The sequence below is a fragment of the Williamsia sp. z34 genome (genome assembly GCF_059553395.1).
In genome coordinates this window covers 44,290-63,375 of record NZ_JCANWW010000002.1, presented here as the reverse complement: position 1 = coordinate 63,375, position 19,086 = coordinate 44,290, and the positions used below count along the sequence as shown (strand labels likewise).

The 19,086-nt window shown below is 66.1% G+C and carries 11 protein-coding genes and 2 tRNA genes; 9 read left to right on the top strand and 4 right to left on the bottom strand.

The window, feature by feature from the left end; all coding sequences use genetic code 11:
* Positions 1–285: 285 nt before the first annotated feature.
* The 6 genes from AC51GT_RS04610 (at position 286) to AC51GT_RS04585 (ending at position 5,904) form a co-directional block, all read left to right on the top strand.
* A complete protein-coding gene (locus AC51GT_RS04610) occupies positions 286–1,566 on the top strand; it encodes an HNH endonuclease (protein WP_496328042.1) in 1,281 nt (426 codons plus the stop codon).
* Between the two features lie 89 nt (positions 1,567–1,655).
* A complete protein-coding gene (locus tag AC51GT_RS04605; protein WP_496328041.1) occupies positions 1,656–2,201 on the top strand; it encodes a PadR family transcriptional regulator in 546 nt (181 codons plus the stop codon).
* 48 nt (positions 2,202–2,249) lie between these two features.
* Complete coding sequence (locus AC51GT_RS04600; protein WP_496328040.1) at positions 2,250–4,295, top strand: FAD-dependent oxidoreductase; 2,046 nt, start codon at positions 2,250–2,252, stop codon at positions 4,293–4,295.
* Between the two features lie 24 nt (positions 4,296–4,319).
* Complete coding sequence (gene cmrA, locus AC51GT_RS04595; RefSeq protein WP_496328039.1) at positions 4,320–5,123, top strand: mycolate reductase; 804 nt, start codon at positions 4,320–4,322, stop codon at positions 5,121–5,123.
* 24 nt (positions 5,124–5,147) lie between these two features.
* Positions 5,148–5,747 (top strand): oligoribonuclease, encoded by a 600-nt coding sequence (gene orn, locus AC51GT_RS04590; protein ID WP_496325415.1) that lies wholly within the window; start codon positions 5,148–5,150, stop codon positions 5,745–5,747.
* A gap of 84 nt (positions 5,748–5,831) precedes the next feature.
* Positions 5,832–5,904, top strand: a tRNA-His gene (locus AC51GT_RS04585).
* A gap of 251 nt (positions 5,905–6,155) precedes the next feature.
* On the opposite strand, the gene AC51GT_RS04580 is transcribed toward AC51GT_RS04585, so the two are convergent.
* Positions 6,156–7,388, bottom strand: a complete 1,233-nt coding sequence (locus AC51GT_RS04580) for a L,D-transpeptidase (protein ID WP_496328038.1) — start codon at positions 7,386–7,388, stop codon at positions 6,156–6,158.
* Between the two features lie 250 nt (positions 7,389–7,638).
* Between AC51GT_RS04580 and AC51GT_RS04575 the strand changes: the two genes are divergently transcribed.
* Positions 7,639–7,711 (top strand) — tRNA-Lys (locus AC51GT_RS04575).
* A gap of 147 nt (positions 7,712–7,858) precedes the next feature.
* Here AC51GT_RS04575 and AC51GT_RS04570 read toward each other — a convergent pair.
* Positions 7,859–8,080 carry a DUF3618 domain-containing protein gene (locus AC51GT_RS04570; RefSeq protein WP_496328037.1) on the bottom strand — a complete coding sequence of 74 codons (222 nt, stop codon included), beginning with the start codon at positions 8,078–8,080 and terminating at the stop codon, positions 7,859–7,861.
* 143 nt (positions 8,081–8,223) lie between these two features.
* Here AC51GT_RS04570 and bcp point away from each other — a divergent pair, with 143 nt between their 5' ends.
* Both bcp and AC51GT_RS04560 read left to right on the top strand, forming a co-directional pair.
* Positions 8,224–8,697 (top strand): thioredoxin-dependent thiol peroxidase, encoded by a 474-nt coding sequence (gene bcp / locus AC51GT_RS04565; protein WP_496325417.1) that lies wholly within the window; start codon positions 8,224–8,226, stop codon positions 8,695–8,697.
* Between the two features lie 19 nt (positions 8,698–8,716).
* The gene (locus tag AC51GT_RS04560; protein WP_496325418.1) at positions 8,717–9,421 is read left to right on the top strand and encodes a TetR/AcrR family transcriptional regulator; all 705 of its coding nucleotides are present in this window, start codon (positions 8,717–8,719) and stop codon (positions 9,419–9,421) included.
* A gap of 36 nt (positions 9,422–9,457) precedes the next feature.
* Here AC51GT_RS04560 and acpS read toward each other — a convergent pair whose 3' ends face one another.
* Both acpS and AC51GT_RS04550 read right to left on the bottom strand, forming a co-directional pair.
* Positions 9,458–9,862: a holo-ACP synthase AcpS gene (acpS, locus tag AC51GT_RS04555; RefSeq protein WP_496325419.1), complete on the bottom strand. Its 405-nt coding sequence runs from the start codon at positions 9,860–9,862 to the stop codon at positions 9,458–9,460.
* A gap of 3 nt (positions 9,863–9,865) precedes the next feature.
* Positions 9,866–19,084 (bottom strand): fatty acid synthase subunit beta domain-containing protein, encoded by a 9,219-nt coding sequence (locus AC51GT_RS04550; protein ID WP_496328036.1) that lies wholly within the window; start codon positions 19,082–19,084, stop codon positions 9,866–9,868.
* Positions 19,085–19,086 lie beyond the last annotated feature (2 nt).

The following is a 19,086-nucleotide window of genomic DNA, read 5'->3' as shown; positions in this document are numbered from 1 at the left end:
TCGCATCCCTCTCGCCTCGATAGCCGAAATCGGCCTGCGCGATCTCGCCGCAGACCTCGAGGCCGCAAAACCTTCAGCCTTCAGGCACCCCGACCGAACGCCGCTCATTCGGCTCGCGAATGCATATATCGCGTCCGCCGGGCGTCGACCGGCATCCATGGCATCGCCGCTCTAGCCAACGTCGCACCGGCCGAGTATGATTCGAACATAGATTCGATCAAGTTGCTCCGGGGGGACCACGTGCTTGAAAGAGACATCAAAGATTTTCGAGACACTCTGCAACGTATGGATTTTGATCTTTCCGCCACCGAGTCGGTAGATCAGATCACCGCGCTCGAAGACCTCAAGGCCGCCTGCGCCGCAGCCCAGGCGAAGGCCACCATGAACCTCGACGCCAAGCGCAGACAGCAACATCGAGAACAAGGACTGCCGGAGAAGAAGGTTGGCGTCGGGCTCGCATCAGAGGTCGCACTGGCCCGACGGGTGTCACCTCATCGAGGAGGGCGCTACCTGGGCTTCGCCCGAGCCGTTGTCGATGAGATGCCGCACACGATGGCCGCACTCGAGGCCGGCCACCTGTCCGAGTGGCGTGCCACCATCCTGGTTCGCGAAACGGCGTACCTCGATGTCGCCGACCGGATCGCGATCGATGCCGCACTGTGCGCCGACCCGGACGCACTGCACGGCCTCGGCGACAAAGCGCTCACGGTTCGCGCCAAAGCACTTGCCTATCAACGAGACCCACATGCGGTGGTCGCGCGGGCGGCCAAGGCGGCCAAAGACCGCCGGGTCACCTCTCGTCCCGCACCCGATTCGATGGCAACAGTGAGTGCCCTCCTGCCGGTCGCCCAAGGCGTCGGCGTGATCGCGGCCCTGCGCAGAGCGGCAGACCTGCACCACGGCGACGGCGACGGACGCTCCCGAGATCAGATCATGGCCGACGTCTTGTTCGAACGGGTCACCGGCAGCGCCGCCGCCGACGGTCCACCGATCACGGTCAACCTGGTCGTCTCGGATGCCACATTGTTGGGCGCGAGCGACGAAGCCGCTCTGGTCGACGGCTACGGCCCCATTCCGGCAGGCATCGCTCGCCAATTGGTCACCGCGACCGCCGACCGCGACGCAAAGCTCACCATCCGCCGACTGTTCGCCAAACAGCCCACCGGCGCCCTGGTTGCCATGGAGTCGGTGGCCCGGGTTTTTCCGAAGGCACTGGCGCTGCTGATCCGTCTGCGGGATCAGATCTGCCGCACCCCCTACTGCGACGCCCCGGTCCGACATATCGACCATGTCGTCCCGCACAGCAAGGACGGACCCACCAACAGCCACAACGGCCAAGGTTTATGCGAGGACTGCAACTACACCAAGCAGGCGCCCGGGTGGCGTTCGGCGACAGAAGAATCGGAGACGCAGCGGCACGCGGTGTCGGTCACCACACCCACCGGACATCGTCACACCTCGATCGCCCCGGCACTTCCGCGCCCGGCAGCCGAGCTCCCGAGAACCCGACGGAGAGAACCCGGGAGTCGGGTCGAATCGAACCTGCGGAAATTGGTGGCGGCATGAAGACGATCAAGTTCGCTGGTCACCCATATGAACCCGTGTGTATATGAACACCATTGCATAGTGCCGCGTTGCATGCGTATGGTGCACAGGTGGCACTCGAACACGCGATCATGACCTCGCTTGCCGAGCGACCGGGCACCGGCTACGAGATCGGCCGGCAATTCAGCCGGTCGATCGGCCACTTCTGGTCTGCCACGCACCAGCAGATCTATCGGACGCTCAAGAAGCTCCACTCCGATGGACTGGTCAGCTTCGAGTCGGTTGCCCAAGACGGCAGACCCGACAAGAAGGTGTACACCCTCTCCGCGAAAGGTCGCGCTGCACTGCGCGATTGGGTCGGAACACCCACCGAGCCCCAACAACTCCGCGACGAGTTGGGCGTGAAGATCAGGGCTGCAGAAGCCGCAGACCTCCCCCAGCTGATCAGTGAACTACGCCGCCAGCGCGCCCTGCACGAAGAACGCCTACGCCTCTACCAAGAGTTCGAGAAGAACGACTTTCCCGATCCGAGCTCGCTGAACCTACGCAAACTCAAACAGCACCTCGTCCTGCGTGGTGGCGTGCGCATCGAAGTCGGCTTCATCGACTGGTGCGACGAAGTGATCGCCGCACTCGAAGGTGTCCTGGACCAGTAACCCACAGCCCACAACACGGCCGGCCCCCGTGACAAAGGAAGGTTCCCGATGACAACTCCATACCCAAAGCTGTTCGAACCGTTGACGATCAACAAGACCGTGCTCAAGAACCGCATCATCATGGGATCGATGCACACCGGACTCGAAGACCGCATCTGGGACACCGACAAGCTCGCCGCCTATTACGCCGAACGTGCGCGCGGCGGCGCGGGCCTGATCATCACCGGCGGCATCGCTCCCACCCGTGCCGGACTTCTCCTGCCTTTCGGTAGCAAACTCACCAACAAGGTCGATGTCCTCCGGCACCGACGCCTCACCACGGCGGTGCACAAAGAGGGCGGCAAGATCGCGATGCAGGTGCTCTACGCCGGCCGGTACGGATATACGCCTCTGAAGTTCAGTGTCAGCTGGGAAAAGTCGCCCGTGCACCCCTTCCGGCCGATCAAGATGAACGATGCGCTCATCAAGCACGCCATCTGGTCGTACGGTCGCTGCGCGAAGCTGGCCAGAGACGCGGGATACGACGGCATCGAGATCATGGGCGGCGAGGGCTACCTGCTCAACACCTTCCTCTGCAAGCGCACCAACAACCGCACCGACAAATGGGGCGGCAGCACGGAGAACCGACAGCGGATCGTCGTGGAGATCGCAAAAGAGATCCGCAAGAAGGTCGGCCCCGACTTCATGGTGATCATGCGCCAGTCGATCGCCGACCTCGTCAAAGACGGTCAGACATGGGACGAAATCGCTTCGCTGGCACGCAAACTCGAGGCCGCCGGGGTCGACGCCATCAACACCGACATCGGCTGGCACGAGGCGCAGGTCCCCACGATCGTCACGTCGGTTCCGCGCGGAGCGTTTGTCGGCTACACGGAGCGTTTGCGCGAAGAGGTGTCGATCCCGCTGATCGCCTCGAACCGGATCAACACACCCGAACTCGGCGAGGAGATCCTGGAGGGCGGCCGGGTCGACGCCATCTCGATGGCCCGGCCCCTGCTCGCCGATCCCGAATTCGCGAACAAGGCGCAGGCCGGTCGCGGTGACGAGATCAACACCTGCATCGCCTGCAACCAGGCCTGCCTCGACCACGCTTTCGTGGGCAAGAAGGTCTCGTGCCTGCTCAATCCTCGGGCCGGGCGCGAGACAGAACTGATCCTCGGCGCCACCCGCAACGCCAAGCGCGTCGCGGTGGTCGGCGCCGGTCCGGCCGGACTCTCTGCCGCCGTTGCCGCCGCCCAGCGTGGACACAACGTCCATCTCTTCGAGGCCGGCGAACACATCGGCGGTCAGTTCTCGATCGCCGCGCGGATACCCGGCAAAGAAGAGTTCTCTGAGACCATCCGCTATTACAAGCGGCAACTCGAAGTCACCGGTGTACAGGTGCACCTGAACACCTGGATCAGCGCCGACGAACTCATCGAGCAGAAGTTCGACGACGTCATCGTCGCCACCGGTGTCACCCCTCGGATGCCCGACATCCCCGGCATCGACCACCCGAAGGTGCTGTCGTACGCCGACGCCGTCCTCGGTCGTGGACAGATCGGCACGACCGTTGCGGTGATCGGCGCCGGCGGAATCGGATTCGACGTGAGCGAGTTCCTGACCGTCGAGGACTCCCCCACATTGAACATCAAGGAATGGGAACACGAATGGGGCATCACCGATGACCTCACCGTCCCGGGGTTTGTCGGAAAGCCACGTCCCGCTCCGGCCGCCCGCAAGGTCTATCTCGTCCAGCGCAAGCCCGGAGGCCAAGGCAAGACCCTCGGCAAGACGTCCGGCTGGGTGCACCGCGCCACCATCAAAATGAAGGGCGTGGAACAGATTTCGGGCGCCGCCTACGACAAGATCGACGACGTGGGCCTGCACCTGAGCTTCGCGCCGAAAGAAGAAGGCGGCGATCGCACCACCCGCATCCTCGCCGTCGACACCGTCGTCGTCTGCGCGGGCCAGGAATCGGTGCGCGATCTGATCGACCCGCTGACCGTCGGCGGCGTGAACACCCACGTCATCGGCGGCGCCGACGTGGCGGCCGAACTCGACGCCAAACGGGCGATCCGCCAGGGCACCGAGGTCGCCGCTGGTATCGCGTGACGTGATCTCGTTACGATCTGCGCCATGGGTATTCCGAAGCCGTCGTTGTCCGCGCGTGCCGTTGTCACCGGAGCGTCATCCGGTATCGGTGCCGCACTTGCCACCGAGTTGGCACGCCGCGGACACGGGCTGATCCTCGTTGCACGTCGCGAAGAGATCCTGAGGTCCACCGCGCTCGACCTCGGGACCGAGTTCGGTGTCGAGGTCGAGGTCCGTGCCACGGACCTGTCCGATCCGATCGCCACCGGCGCACTCTGTGACGAACTGTCCCGGCGAGAGATCTCGATCCTGTGCAACAACGCCGGAATCGCAACCTTCGGCGCACTCGCCGACCTGGACCCCGACTACGAACGAGCTCAGGTCCGGCTGAATGCGGTTGCCGTGCACGACCTCACATTGGCGGTCTTGCCACAGATGGTCGCCCGCGGCTCGGGCGGCATCCTCATGGTCGGTTCCGCCGCGGGCAACATGCCCATACCGTTCAACGCCACCTACGCTGCATCGAAGGCGTTCGTGAACAGTTTGTCCGAGTCCCTGCGCGGTGAGCTCGCCGACGAGGGGGTCAACGTGACGTTGCTGGCCCCGGGACCCGTTCGCACGCAGACCCCGTCACCGGAGGAGGCCAGCACCGTCGACCGCCTGGTCCCGGGCTTCCTCTGGAACTCGAGTGAGTACGTGGCGAAGCTGAGCCTGGACGCGTTGGAACGCAACAAGATGCGCGTGGTCCCGGGTTTGTTGTCGAAAGCGATGTCCGTGGCGGGTGGCTACAGCCCGAGGAAGATCACCGCTCCCATAGTCGGCACCTTCTATCGGAAGTTCGGCGACTGAACACCGAACCACTAGGGTGATGTGATGCAAGACAAACTTGTGTGGATCGACTGCGAGATGACCGGACTGCAATTGGGCAGTGACAAACTCATCGAGATCGCAGCTCTGGTCACCGACAGCGAACTGAACATCTTGGGTGACGGCGTAGACGTCGTCATCCATGCCGACGATGACGCTCTGGCCGCGATGCCGGACGTCGTGAAGAAGATGCATGCCGCCTCCGGCCTGACCGAGGAGGTGAGAGCCTCCACGGTCACCCTCGAGGAGGCCGAGAAGATGGTGCTGGAGTATCTGCGCTCGCAGATCGGCTCCGCCGGCGCCGCACCTCTGGCGGGAAACTCCATCGCCACCGACCGTGGATTCATCACGCGGGACATGCCGAAGCTCGACAGCTACCTGCATTACCGGATGGTCGACGTCAGCTCCATCAAGGAGCTGTGCCGGCGCTGGTACCCGAAGGTCTACTTCGGTCAACCACAGAAGGGCCTGGCACACCGAGCGCTCGCCGACATCCGGGAATCCATTCGCGAACTCAAGTACTACCGCGCAACAGTGTTCGTACCGCAGCCCGGACCGGACGCCCCGGTCATCGAAGAAGTGACGAAAGCGCTCGGCGAGGCCTGACAAACCGCAGGTCAGGAACCGATTGGAGTTTCTGCCCGGCATACCGCTAAAGTTAGTTCCGGTCCCGCTCAGCGGGTACCGATGGTGGGCGTAGTTCAGTTGGTAGAGCACCAGATTGTGATTCTGGCTGTCGCGGGTTCGAGTCCCGTCGTCCACCCAAACCAGGAACGGTCTATCGCGCTTCGGCGCGGTAGACCGTTTCTGCGTTCACGGGGAAAGATCTACATCGACCCTCCGGCCAGAGCGCTGATTTCGCCTCTGCGGCCTTGACCGCCCCACTGCGACAACGACATCGGGTCGAGCCTTTCTGGGCCCGCATACGGCAAACGCCGGGCAGTAATCGTCTTTCGACGATCACCACCCGGCGCTGCGTTCCGTTTCTACGCGAGGCCTGAGTTCGGACTCAGCTCAGGCGTTGCCCTTCTTCCACGTTTCCCAGGGGATGTTCCAGTCACCGAGGCCGTCGGTGCCCGACAGTTCGGGACCCACGGTGTTCTTGACGGTGATGATGTCGCCGCGCAGCGAGTTCTGCACCCACCAAAGGGCGTTGTCAGGACTGACGTTCAGGCACCCATGGCTGGTGTTCTCACTGCCCTGCGCGTACATCGACCACGGCGCGGAGTGGATGTAGATACCGCTCCAGGACATCTGGGTCGCGTAGTCGACGTCGAGTTTGTACCCGGCAGGCGAGTTGACCGGCACGCCGTAGGTCGACGAGTCCATCACGATCTCGTCGAGCCGATCCCCGATGATGTACGTGCCGTTGTCCGTGGGTGTGGAGTCCTTGCCCATCGACGTCGGCATGGTCTTGATGACCTCGCCGTTCTCGGTGATGGTGATCGTCTTGGTGTTGTCGTCGGCGACGGCGATCAGTTCACGGCCGATGGTGAAGTTCGTCTTGAGGTTCTCCTGACCGAACAGGCCGTCCCCGAGGTCGATTCCGTACGTGTTGATGTCGACGTCGACCTTGGTACCGGGCTTCCAGAAGTTCTCCGGACGCCAGCGCAGTTCGGTGTCACTGAGCCAGTAGAACGCGCCCTCGGTCGGCGGGTCGGTCTTGACGGTGATCGCGTCCTGGGCCGCCTTGCGATTGGGGATCGACTCGTCGAAACGAATCGAGACGGGCATGCCGACACCGACGGTCGAGCCCTTCTCGGGCAGCAGGTACGCCTGCGTCAGGTTGTTCGGCGAGCTGGTCGTGAACGTCCGGCTCGACTGGGTCTTGCCGCCGATGCCCTTGGCGTCGGCAACAAGCGTGTAGCGCTTGTTGTAGCCGAACGACCCGGCCGGGACCGTCCAGGTCTTCTGGTCGTCCGACATCACGCCCGGCACCACGACGCCGGCCGCGTTGGTGACCTTGACGTTGGTGAGACGGCCATCATTCGCGGTCACCTGCACCGGCGCGCCCGGCGCGAACCCGACGTCGCCGTCGACGACAGGCTCGTTCGCAAGACCAGTGACCTCGACCGCAGGCTGCAGGAGATCATCGAACGGTGTCGTACTGACCACCTGGTCGCTGTACTTCGGGGGCTTGGGATCAGACGAGCATGCCGACGCGACACCTGCCAGTGTCACCAAGAGAATCAACAGAACCGTGGGCGTACTCGCCCGCCGGGTCACAGAGGCCTGCCTGAACCCCATCACACTCCCAAGATCTGACTAAGGCCCGACGACACGGGCAAGAACCGAACTAGGCAAAAGTGTACGTGTTAAACGCGACGTGCACGAAACAATAAACGGTCGATGATGTGATGCTCGCTACACGAAGCTCGGTGCGGACCAGCGGTTTCCGTGACCGTCACGCCGGTCGACCAGGCGATTTTTATTTCCGTGGGTCGGCCTGATAGCGTTCTATCTCGCAAGACGAACTGAAGAACGAAGCAGGAAACAAGCGCCATTAGCTCAATTGGCAGAGCAGCTGACTCTTAATCAGCGGGTTCGGGGTTCGAGTCCCTGATGGCGCACACAGAGAGAAAACCCCCAGGCAACTGGGGGTTTTTCTTTTGCCCGAACGGATTTCGACAGCCCCCGGACCACAAACGCCCGCCAGATGGCCGCGGGCCATCGGACGGGCGTTCGAGTACGGCGGGGATCCCCCGCCGTTCATTCGTTCAGCTGACGATCTTCTTGATCACGATGGCGACGACCACCACGCCCACCGCGATCAGCGTCCCGGCAACCGCCGGTTTGCGAAAGGTGGCCACGACGGTCGCCTTGGCGTCGTCTGCCAGACGCTGCGGGTTGGCACGGGAGGCCAGCGCGTCGAGCGTTCCCGCCAGTTCATCGCGGGCCCGCTCGATATCGCGTTCGATGCTGTCGGTGTCGCGTGCCACAGGTCCTCCATCGGTACAGTGCCGTCCTCGCACGAATCGTGTGCGTGGATCGGTCCGGTCAGGTCTACTGCTCTACGGTAGTTCACCGACCATGTTGCACGTGTTGCGCCACACTGTTTACTCACTCGGCTAGCCTGAGTTCGATGACTGAGAACACACGCTTGGCAGTGGGCGACGACGCCCCCGATTTTTCCCTGCCCGATGCCGACGAGAACATCGTCTCCCTCGCGGACTACCGCGGCCGGCAGGTGATCATCTACTTCTATCCGGCGGCGAGCACACCCGGCTGCACCAAGCAGGCCTGCGACTTCCGTGACAGCCTTGCCGAGCTCAACGCCGAGGGCATCGACGTCATCGGGATCTCGCCCGACAAGCCCGCCAAGCTTGCGAAGTTCCGCGATGCGGAGAACCTGACGTTCCCGCTGCTGTCCGATGTGGACAAGTCGGTGCTGACGGCCTGGGGCGCGTTCGGCGAGAAGAAGATGTACGGCAAAACGGTGACCGGCGTGATCCGGTCGACCTTCCTCGTCGACGCGGACGGCAAAATCGCTGCTGCTCAATACAACGTGCGGGCCACCGGCCACGTGGCGAAGCTGCGCCGCGACCTCTCGGTCTGAGGCGGAGGCAGGCTCGTTCATGGCGGAGCGGCAGTCCGGACACGGAACCACCGGTGCACTGAAGACCGGTGCTCCGGGTTCCGGTGCTTCCCGGCTGCTCAGCACCGAACCCCTCGTCCCCCGCAAGCGGCCGACACAGCAACGTAGCCAACTACGTTTCGATGCGATGTTGGCCGCTGCGCGGGAGCTGCTCATCGAGGTCGGGTTCGAGTCGCTGACCTGTGAGCACATCGCCGCCCGCGCTGATGTCCCCATCGGCACGCTCTATCAGTACTTCGCGAACAAGTACGTGGTCGTCTGCGAACTCGACCGGCAGGACGCGGCCGGGGTCCAGGGCGAACTCGCGACGTTTGCCGCGGAGATCCCGTCGCTGGACTGGCCGAGGCTGCTCGAGAAGTTCATCGACCACCTCGCGCAGCTCTGGCACGACGACCCGTCCCGGCGGGCCGTGTGGCTGGCCGTTCAGTCGACCCCGGCGACCCGGGCCACCGCGACCGTCCACGAACGCGCCCTGGCCGCCCAGGTGGCGCGCATCATCGCACCGCTGACGCCGCAGCGCGATCGTCGTGCGTTGATGTCGGAGTTGCTCGTACACACCGCCTATTCACTGCTCAGTTTCTCTGTGCAGGAAGGCCACAACCACGCCGACACCGTCGCCGAGCTCAAACTCATGCTCGGGCGATACATGATGCTCGAGAACCCCGAAAGCCGCCAGACCACGTAGTGATCCGGCGGCTGTCCGCGCACGGGGTGGGGTGTTTCAGTCTTCTTTCGGCGCCTCTTCGATGACCGCCACGGCTGCCGCCATGTCGCCGTCATGGGTCAGTGAGATGTGCACAACCGTGCCCGCCAGATGCCCGGCGATCTCCCCGCCCAGCCTGATCGCCGGCCGGCCCCAGGTGTCGGTGACGACCTCGATGTCACCATGGGTGATCGTCGGCAACAAAGGCTTTCGCGCGAACCGGCTCACCGACCAGGCCTTGATGACAGCTTCCTTCGCCGCCCACCGGGCAGCGAGATGCCTGGCATCGTCACCGGTGCCGGACGCGGAGTCCCGGCGCTCCCCCACCGTGAACCGATCGGCGAAGGTGGTGCCAGGCTGCTGCAGCTGCTCGGCGAAGCCGGGGATCGACACGAGGTCGATCCCCACTCCGATAACCGTCATGACTCAGTAGTGTCCGTTGGCCGACAGGCGGGCGTCGTGATCGAGCAGCATCGCCGCTTCCTGATCACCCTCGTACGCGCTGTCGTCGAAGCGTCGGTTCGGCGGCCGCTGGTAGGCGGGCTTGCCACCGAACATCGACTCGAGCAGACGCTGCTGTCCCGACCGTGACCGCTCTGCGGCCGCGGCCCGGTACCGATCGCGCTGGGCCGGATCCAGGGATGCCACAAAGGCTTCCGGATGGACCACGGCGATCAGACCCGAGACGTGACCGAACCCGAGGCTGGTCAACAGACCTGCCTTGAGCGCGAACCGGTCACCGAAGTGCAGCGGCGTGGTCGGCCAGACGAGGTGCTTGTACTCCTCCATGGCCTCGTCGACGCAGTCCAGGCTGCGGTTCGGCGGGATGACGCCGTCGCGCAGGATCTGGCACAGCCCGATCAGCTGGAAGGCCGCGGCTCCACCCTTGGCGTGACCGGTGAGCGACTTCTGCGACACCACGAACAGCGGCGCACCGTCGCTGCGGCCGATCGCCGCGGCGAGGCGCTCGTGCAGGTTCGACTCGTTGGGGTCGTTGGCCTTGGTCGAGGTGTCGTGCTTGGAGACCAGTGCCACGTCGTCCGGGCTCACGCCCAGCTGGCGCAGCGACCGGGCGAAGCCCGAATCCTTCTGCCCGCGAGCCGCACCCAGCGCACCGATGCCCGGAGCCGGGATGGAGGTGTGGACACCGTCGCCGAAGCTCTGTGCCCAGCCCACGACACCCAGGACCGGCAGCCCCATCTCGGCCGCGACATCGCCGCGGGCGAGCAGGATCGTGCCGCCACCCTGTGACTCCACGAATCCCCCACGACGGCGGTCGTTGGCGCGGGAGTAGCGACGCTCGTTGATGCCCTGCGCTGCCATCTTCGACGACTCGGCGGTGGCCGACATGTCACCGAACCCGACGATGCCTTCGATACCGAGGTCGTCGAAACCGCCGGCCACTGCGAACAGCGCCTTGCCGAGCTTGATCTTGTCGACGCCCTCCTCCACCGAGACGGCGGCGGTGGCGCAGGCGGCGACCGGGTGGATCATCGCGCCGTAGCTACCGATGTACGACTGGACCACGTGCGCGGCAACAACGTTCGGCAGAGCTTCCTGCAGGATGTCGTTGGCCTTGGCCTCACCGGTGAAGGTGTCGAGGTACAGCGACCGCATCGACTCCATGCCGCCCATACCGGTGCCCTGCGTGTTGGCGACCAGGCCCGGGTGGACCCACCGCATCAGCTCGGAGGGCTCGAAACCCGATCCGAGGAACGCATCCACGGTGGCGATCAGGTTCCACAGCGCGACACGATCGACCGACTCGGCCATGTCCGCGGACACGCCCCAGCGGGTGGGATCGAATCCGGTCGGGATCTGACCGCCGACGGTCCGGCTGAGCTTGAACTTGCGGGGAACCCGGATCTCGGTGCCCGACATGCGGGTCACCTGCCATTCGCCGCTCTCGGCGTCGACCTTGATCTTGGTCTTGTCGGGAGCCGCGGACAGGAACGACCGCGCCTCGGACTCCGACGCCACCGAGAAGGTGAGGTCGTTGTCGAGGAACACCGAGGTCAGCAGCGGCGAGGTGTTGCCGATCATGTCGCCGTCGTCGGCGTACTGCCGGATCCCGCAGCGCTCGACCACGGCATCGTGATAGCGATCGGCGATCTCGGCCTCCGCCACCGGATCACCGGATTCGGCGTCGTACCAACCCGGCTTCGGCGTTGCCTCCCAGGTGATCAGGCCCGTGCTCCAGGCCAGCTCGAGGACTCCGGCGGCCGACAGCTCTTCGGCGACCTCCATCTCGAAGCGGGTCCGGCTGCTGCCGTACGGTCCGAGCTCTCCGGCGCCGACGATGACCACGAGATCCTCGGGGCGGGCGTCGATGTTGCCCCACTCCGGGGTGGTCGACTTCGGGGCGCGGGCCGGCGACGGCAATGCCGCCACGGTTGGCTCGTCGTCTTCGGTGTCGTCCTCGGCCGCCGCTGCCGCGTCGGCCTGAGCCTGCGCCAGTGCCTTCATGTCGAGCTTGGCATCACCGAGTCCGCCGGTCAGGTCGAGCTGCAACGGTTCGGTGCGGGCCCGGGCACGCGCCTCGGGGGTGACGGCCTTGAGCAGTTCGGTGGCCATCTCGGCCGTCGACCACGTCTTGACACCGGCCGCCTCGACGGCCTCGACGAGCCCGTCGTTGTGACCCATCAGGCCGGTTCCGGACACCCAGCCGATCAGGGCGTGGGCCAGGGTGACCTTTGAGTTCCATGAATCCTCGGCACCCCAGCGCTTCACCAGTGCATCGAGTGCAGCCTTGGACTCACCGTAAGCGCCGTCCCCACCGAACATTCCACGGTTCGGGGAGCCGGGCAGCACCACGTGCAGGCGGGCGGCCAGGTGATGGTCGGCGGCGATGTCGCCGAGTCCGGCGATCAGTCGCTCGACCGACCACAGGAGCACCTTCATCTCGAGTTCGGCGCGACCGCCGGCATCGGTGAGGTCTCCGGCGACCCGCGGCGCGGCGAACGGGAACAGCAGCGTCGGCTTGAGGGCCGGCTTCACCACACCCGTTTTGCCACCGAGGTTTTCGGTCTGCTCGCTACCGATCCACGACACGAGTTCGTCGACGTCGGTGTACGACGACAGGTTGGCCGGGACCACCCAGAGCGCTGCGTTTCCGCGGGCACTGCGGCGGTACAGCGCCTTGAAGAACGCCATCCGGTTCTCGTCCAGACGCGACGTCGTCGCGACAACCGTGGCGCCGTCGGCCAAGAGTTGCTCGACAACCGCTGCGGCGATCGACCCCTTGCTGGCGCCGGTCACCACCGCGATGTCTTCGGCGTACGACGAAGGCTGCGGATCCTGTGCGGCATGCGCGATCTGGGCGTACAGGCGCGAATGCTCCTGGTAGCCGTTTGCCAGGGCCTTGCCCTGCCACCAGGTCGCCTGATGGCAGACCGTCTCACCGGCACCGATGAAGCGTGAGGCGATGTCGTAGAAGTCCTGGTCGAGGACGTGCTCGTCTTCGATCCACAGTCGGGCCAGATCTTCGCGGGAGCTGGCCCAGCGGTCATCGATCAGCACCGCGCGGCGCTCGTCGAAAGCCGGGGTCACCACGCGCAACCAGTCCGAACCGAGTTCGGCGCTGACGCGTTCGAGTGCGGCGGTGTTGTCCTCGGCCGGTTCGGCGGCCGAGACCTCGTCGGCCAGACCGAGCTTCTCCAGAATGGTCTTCGCGGCCGAGGCCAGGGCCCCACTGCGTCCGGTGAACTGTTCTGTCAGCTCGCCCAGGGCAGCCGCGTCGATGGTGCCTCCGCCGCCACCGCCACCGGCGGCCGGCTTGGACACCGCAATGCCCTTGAGGGCGCCGACCTTTGAGACTGCGGCATCGATGAGTGCGTCGACGGCGTCGGTGTTGGCGGGGGCAGTCGAGATCAGGTCGCCCAGATCGCCACCCCGCACGCTCACGCCGTCCCGGCTTCCGAGTGCGACCGCGACCGCGGTGTGCAGGGCCCAGCCGGGGCCGAGCTGCCAGACGGAGGTGACGCGGTCCTCGATGTACGACGAACGCTTGCCCGCCGGACCGAAGACCTTGCGGATCTGATCGCCCACCGCATCGGAGAGGACCGGCCCCAACGGCTTGTAGCCACGGGCCAGAGCGTTCACCGTTGTCGACAACGCCGGCATCTCGGCCTCTGCGGCACCGTCGATCGCGCCCAGTCCGAGCTCGCCACCGATGTCGAGGAGCAGCTGGTTACGACGCGAGGAGACTCCGTCACACAGCGCCTCGATGGTGTCTGCCGAACCGATCTGATCGACGCGGATCTTGGTCCACAGTGCGATCACCGAGTTCACGGCGTCGGTCGGGCCGAACGCGATGTCGTCCGGGCGGGGGCCCGAATCGGCCGGAGCCGCAACCGGGGCCGGAGCCGCGGCGACCGGTGCGGCGGCTGCCGGGGCGCCCTGATCGGCCGCGACCTCGGTCACGACATCGTCGTCCTCGTCGATCTCGGGCGCGCTGTCCTTGGACAGGATGACGTCGGAGTCCCGCTCGATGTTCAGGACCTGGACGACTGCCTGCTGGTAGTCGTCGAGCTTGAGGGTGTTGCCGGCCAGACCGCTCAGTGTCGGTGCGGATTTCACGCCGACCTCGACGAAGCGTTCGACACCGACGCCGCCACGCTCCACCGGGGTGAACAGCAGATCCTGCGTCTCGATCCAGCGGACCGGGCTGGCGAACTGCCAGGCCAGCAGCTCGATCAGGATCACGCGGGTCAGGGCGCTGGGCTTGGCGGTCCACGAATCCCAGTCGGCGAGAACCTCGTTCAGAGGTTCCGACGGGACCAGGTCGGCGATCTCCTGGACGAAGTCGCGGCCCAGGTTGAACATCCGCGGGACCAGGTTGGGGACGTAGCGGCCGACGAGGATGTCGGGGTCGATGTGCTCGGGCAGCAGATCGTCGAGACGGTGCCGGAAGTCCGGTACACCGGCGCGCAGCACCGTCGAGTGGAACGGCACGTCGATACCGGGGATGACGATGAAGGAGCGCTTGCCACCGGTCTTCGCGCGGCGCACCTCGATCTCGGCCTCGAGCGCCTCGAGGCCCTTCACTGTCCCGGCGATCGCGTACTGCGAACCGAGCAGGTTCAGGTTGACGACCTCGACGAACTCGCCGCTGCGCTCACCGATCTCGTTGACGAATCCGATGACGTCGGCGTCGGCCAGACCGAACTGGCTGGGCCGGATGGCCGCCATCTGGTAGTCGCTGCGGCCCTTCGCATCTCGCGGGACGAGATGGTGCATGGCCTCGCCGCGCTGGAAGACGACCTCCAGGACGGCCTCGAGTGGGAGAACGCCGGCGCAGGCGGCCAGTGCGTTGTACTCCCCGACCGAGTGGCCACAGGTGATCGCGCCTTCGATGAAACCGCCGGACTCTTTCAGCTCGGCGATCTGGGCGACACCGAGTGTTGCCATCGCAACCTGGGTGAACTGCGTCAGGAACAGCACGCCGTCGGGATGCTGATAGGTGGTGCCACCGGCCGACAGCGTGGTCGGGTTGTCGCGGACCACGGCCAGGATCGAGAAGCCCAGGGCGTCGCGGGTGTGCTTGTCGGCGCGGTCCCAGATCTTGCGGGCGGCCTTGGAGCGGGCGCGGGCGTCGAGACCCATGCCCTTGCTCTGGATGCCCTGGCCCGGGAATGCGTAGACGGTCTTCGGCGGCGCCAGCAGGCCGGTGGCGTTCATGACCAGCAGGTCACCCACCTTGCAGCTGACCTCGATGATGTCGCGGCCGGCGTCCATGCCCACCCGGTCGACCCGGATCGTCACCTCGTCGCCGGGACGGACCATGCCCAGGAAGCGTGCGGTCCAGCCCTGCAGCGCACGCGGCACCGGGATCGGGTTCTTGGAATCGGTGGCCGTTGCCACGTGCTGCGCGGCCGCCGAGAGCCACATGCCGTGCACGATCGGGCTACCGAGTCCGGCCATCTTCGCGGCGGAGTCGTTGACGTGGATCGGGTTGTGGTCACCCGAGACCAGCGCGAACCCGTGCATCCGCGACGGGGTGGCGACCTTGGCCTCCCGCAGCTTCTTCCGGGTCGCGTCAGCGGCCTCGGCGCTCAGGGCGCCGCCGGCACGGTCCGGATCGGACAGCTCTCCGGCACCGGTACGACCACGAACGGCGAACCGTTCGGTCATCTCCGCGACGACGCGTGCTTCGTCGGCGATGGAGACGGCAACGGTGATCACGCGACCCAGATCGGTGTCGGTGACATCGGAAAGGGTTGCGGTGACGGTGAACTCGGCCTTAGTGCGGGGCAGCTCACCGACCGTGGAGGTCACGTGGTCGAGGTGGACCAGGTCGAGCAGTCCCTCCACGACGGGCACACCGTCCTCGGTGGTGGCCGCGCCGATCACGCTGAACACGGTCGGCCAGCAGAGTCCGACGAGGGTGTCGGGGTTGGCGAAGCCGCGCACACCCTGCGGCAGTGAGGCACTGAGATGTTGGGGCAGGGTGTAGGCGGTCACCGCGGCGTGGTCGGCGACGGCTTCCGGATCCCAGGTGGCGGTGGTGGTCGCGGTGCGGTCGGCAACCGCGGTCAGCGATCCGCCGGCGGCCACGGTGAGCAGCTGGCGCATCGCACCGGCGGCCGCGTCGACGGTCACCTTGGGGGCGCCGCCGTCGAGGATGGAGTTGTCGACGATCATCGGGATCGAGACGACGGCCTTGCCGATCGGCACGTTCAGCACGACGCCGTCGTCGGTGCTCTCGAGGACGGCACCGGTGGGCTCGTGCTCACCGCGCTCGGAGGTCGGGAACTCCCAGGCATCGCGATCACCCAGCAGGGCAATCGGGTTGGCGACCAGGCGTCCCGACCACTGCACATTCAGCGCCTCGATGACGGTGCCCAGGACTCCGTCGACGTCGACCAGTCCGGCGCGCAGCCGGGCACTGATCGGCTCGGGCTGATCACCGACACCGAGCAGGTCGGTCACGACCTGGGCCTCGAAACGGTCGAGCAGGTCGCCCACCGGCTCGTCGACGCGGGTGATACCGGCAACCGCGACGGGTCCCGGGATGATGCAGACCTCGTCGGCGCCGTAGCGCGGGTCGTGGGCCTGCCACAGCGAGTCACTGCGCCACCAGCGGCGCACGTCCTTGTCGATCACGGGCACGAAGTTGACCGGCTTGCCCGGGGTGCGGCACAGCTCGAGGAAGAACACCAGATCGGCCGGATGCAGCACATCGGTGCCTGCCGCCGGGTAGACCGCGACCAGCGCATCGATTGCGGCACCGGCGTTGTCGGTGGCCGAGGTGTGTCCGAAGAGTGTGGTGATCTGGCCGCGATCGGCGTCGTTGAGCCGAGCCTCGGCGCGCTGGAGCATCTCCACGAATCGCTGACGCCAGGTGATGTCGACCCAGCTCGCCTCGCCCGTGGCCTCGCCGACGGCCAGCTCGACGTAACGCTCGAGCCACTGCTGATAGGTCATCTGGGCGACGTCACCGAAGTACGGCTTCGCGGTGCCCGAGAGCGCCTCGATGATCTCGTCGCGCCGATCGGCGACGGCCTCGTCATCTCCGGCGACATCGTCGAGCAGGCGGCCACAGCGGGAGGCGGCATTGTCGATCTCGTGGATGTCGGCGCCCAATTGGCTGCGGCCCGATGCCATTCCGGCAGCGGCGTATCCGGCGCCGATCCATTCGTCACACCCGGGGGTGTTGACCAGCAGTTCCTTGACGGCCGGCGACGTGGTCGCCTCTTTCGCCGCCATGGCGGCGGTGCCCACGAGGATGCCGTCGAGCGGCATCAGCGGGTAGTCGTGTGCGGCCGACCAGACACCGGTCAGGTATTCGCTGGCACGCTCGGCGGTACCGATGCCACCACCGACACAGATCACGACGTTCTGGCGGGCGCGGAGCTCACCGTAGGTGGCCAGCAACAGCGCGTCGAGGTCTTCCCACGAGTGGTGCCCACCGGCGCGACCACCCTCGATCTGAACGATCACCGGGTAGTGCGGCACCTCTGCGGCGATCCGGATCACCGAGCGGATCTGGCCGATCGTTCCGGGCTTGAATGCGATGTACGGGATCTGCGCATCGGCCAGCTCGGACACCAGTGCGACGGCTTCGTCGAGCTCGGGGATGCCCGCGGACACGATGACGCCGTCGATCGGGGCGCCGTTGGCGCGTGCCTTCTGCACCAGGCGCTTGCCGCCGATCTGCAGCTTCCAGAGGTACGGATCGAGGAACAGGGTGTTGAACTGGGCCTGACGGCCGGGCTCGAGCAGTTCGGTCAGCTTTGCGATGTTCTCGGCGAAGATCGGCTCGGTGACCTGTCCGCCACCGGCCAGCTCGGCCCAGTGGCCGGCATTGGCGGCCGCCGCGACGATCGCGGGGTCGACGGTTGTCGGGGTCATGCCGGCCAGCAGCATCGGCGAGCGACCGGTCAGACGGGTGAACGCGGTCTCGACCACCTGACGGCCGTCGGGCAGCGACACGATGCGGGGACGGTAGCTGCTCCACGGGATCTGGACGTCCGGGATGCCGCCGGGTGCGAACAGGTTGCGCTGTCCCCCACGCTGACTGACGGAGATCAGGCCGATGCCCTGTCCACGGACGACGGGGACGCTCAGCCGGGTCGCGACATCGCCGGGACCGAGGTCGAGGATCCACTTCGCGCCGGCGTCGATCACATCGTCGAGGGCATCGACCCAGTTGACCTGATCGACCAGGACCGCGGCGGCCAGGCGACGTGCTGCGACCTCGTCGATGTCGCAGGCGGCGGCCCATTCGGCGACCAGATCGCAGGCGGACTCGAGCGAAGAATGATGGAACGCGATCGACACGGACAGCGGATCGAAGACCGGCGCGAAGGGGGAACCACCGGTGAGCTTCTTCTTGCGATCCTGTGCTTCTGCGGCGGCGACGGCCTCACACCGGGCGATGAACGCGGCCAGGTGACGCGGTGCGCCGGAGAGCACGACCGAACGCCGGCCGTTGATGATCGAGACAGCCGGCGCCGACACCCGGTCGGGCTCCTGCAGTCCCTGGGCGTATTCGTCGACCAAGAGCTGGATGCGGGCGGGATCGACCTGGGTGACCGAGAGCATCGGGCTGCCCGCGGCGTCCACGGACAGGCCACGGCGGCGGGCGATCAACGCGCCGGCGGCACCGATGAAGTGCGCCACCGCGAGCAGTGCGCCGTCGCCGAGTCCACCGTTGCCCGATGCCGACGTCACGGCCTCCGCGGCGAGTACGCCCTGGGAGTGACCGACCGCGGCGACCGGGGGCATCGCGTCGATGTCGAGTCCCTGCTTGCGGTTCGCGCTGATCGCGGCGAGCTGCGCCAGCAGGATGCCGGGTACGGACACGGGCGCGGCGGCGAGGGCCGAGCCGACCGGCAGGACTTCTTCGCTGTTGTACGCATGCACCCAGCGCAGCGGGTGGAATCCATCGGGACGCACGGCCGCGAGCTGATCGGACACCGGCTCGATGAGTCGCTCCGCGGCATCCACGATCTTCGCGACGCTGCGATCGAGATCAGCGTCGATCACCAGCTCGGCGAGCACGGGCAACCACGGGCCGCCCTGTCCGCCGAAGCTGACCGCATAGGGCTCACCTTCGCGCAGTCGGTCGATCAATGATCCATCCGGGCGCGAGGCCCGGGCCGAGTTCTCTTCTGCTCCGGCGCGAAACTGGTGAATGGTCACGG

Excerpts from the sequence above, each read along its gene's own strand:
- AC51GT_RS04600 (WP_496328040.1), top strand. The coding sequence starts at position 2,250 with ATGACAACTCCATACCCAAAGCTGTTCGAACCGTTGACGATCAACAAG.
- orn (WP_496325415.1), top strand. The coding sequence starts at position 5,148 with ATGCAAGACAAACTTGTGTGGATCGACTGCGAGATGACCGGACTGCAA.
- AC51GT_RS04580 (WP_496328038.1), bottom strand. The coding sequence starts at position 7,388 with ATGGGGTTCAGGCAGGCCTCTGTGACCCGGCGGGCGAGTACGCCCACG.
- cmrA (WP_496328039.1), top strand. The coding sequence starts at position 4,320 with ATGGGTATTCCGAAGCCGTCGTTGTCCGCGCGTGCCGTTGTCACCGGA.
- acpS (WP_496325419.1), bottom strand. The coding sequence starts at position 9,862 with ATGACGGTTATCGGAGTGGGGATCGACCTCGTGTCGATCCCCGGCTTC.
- bcp (WP_496325417.1), top strand. The coding sequence starts at position 8,224 with ATGACTGAGAACACACGCTTGGCAGTGGGCGACGACGCCCCCGATTTT.
- AC51GT_RS04610 (WP_496328042.1), top strand. The coding sequence starts at position 286 with ATGGATTTTGATCTTTCCGCCACCGAGTCGGTAGATCAGATCACCGCG.
- AC51GT_RS04560 (WP_496325418.1), top strand. The coding sequence starts at position 8,717 with ATGGCGGAGCGGCAGTCCGGACACGGAACCACCGGTGCACTGAAGACC.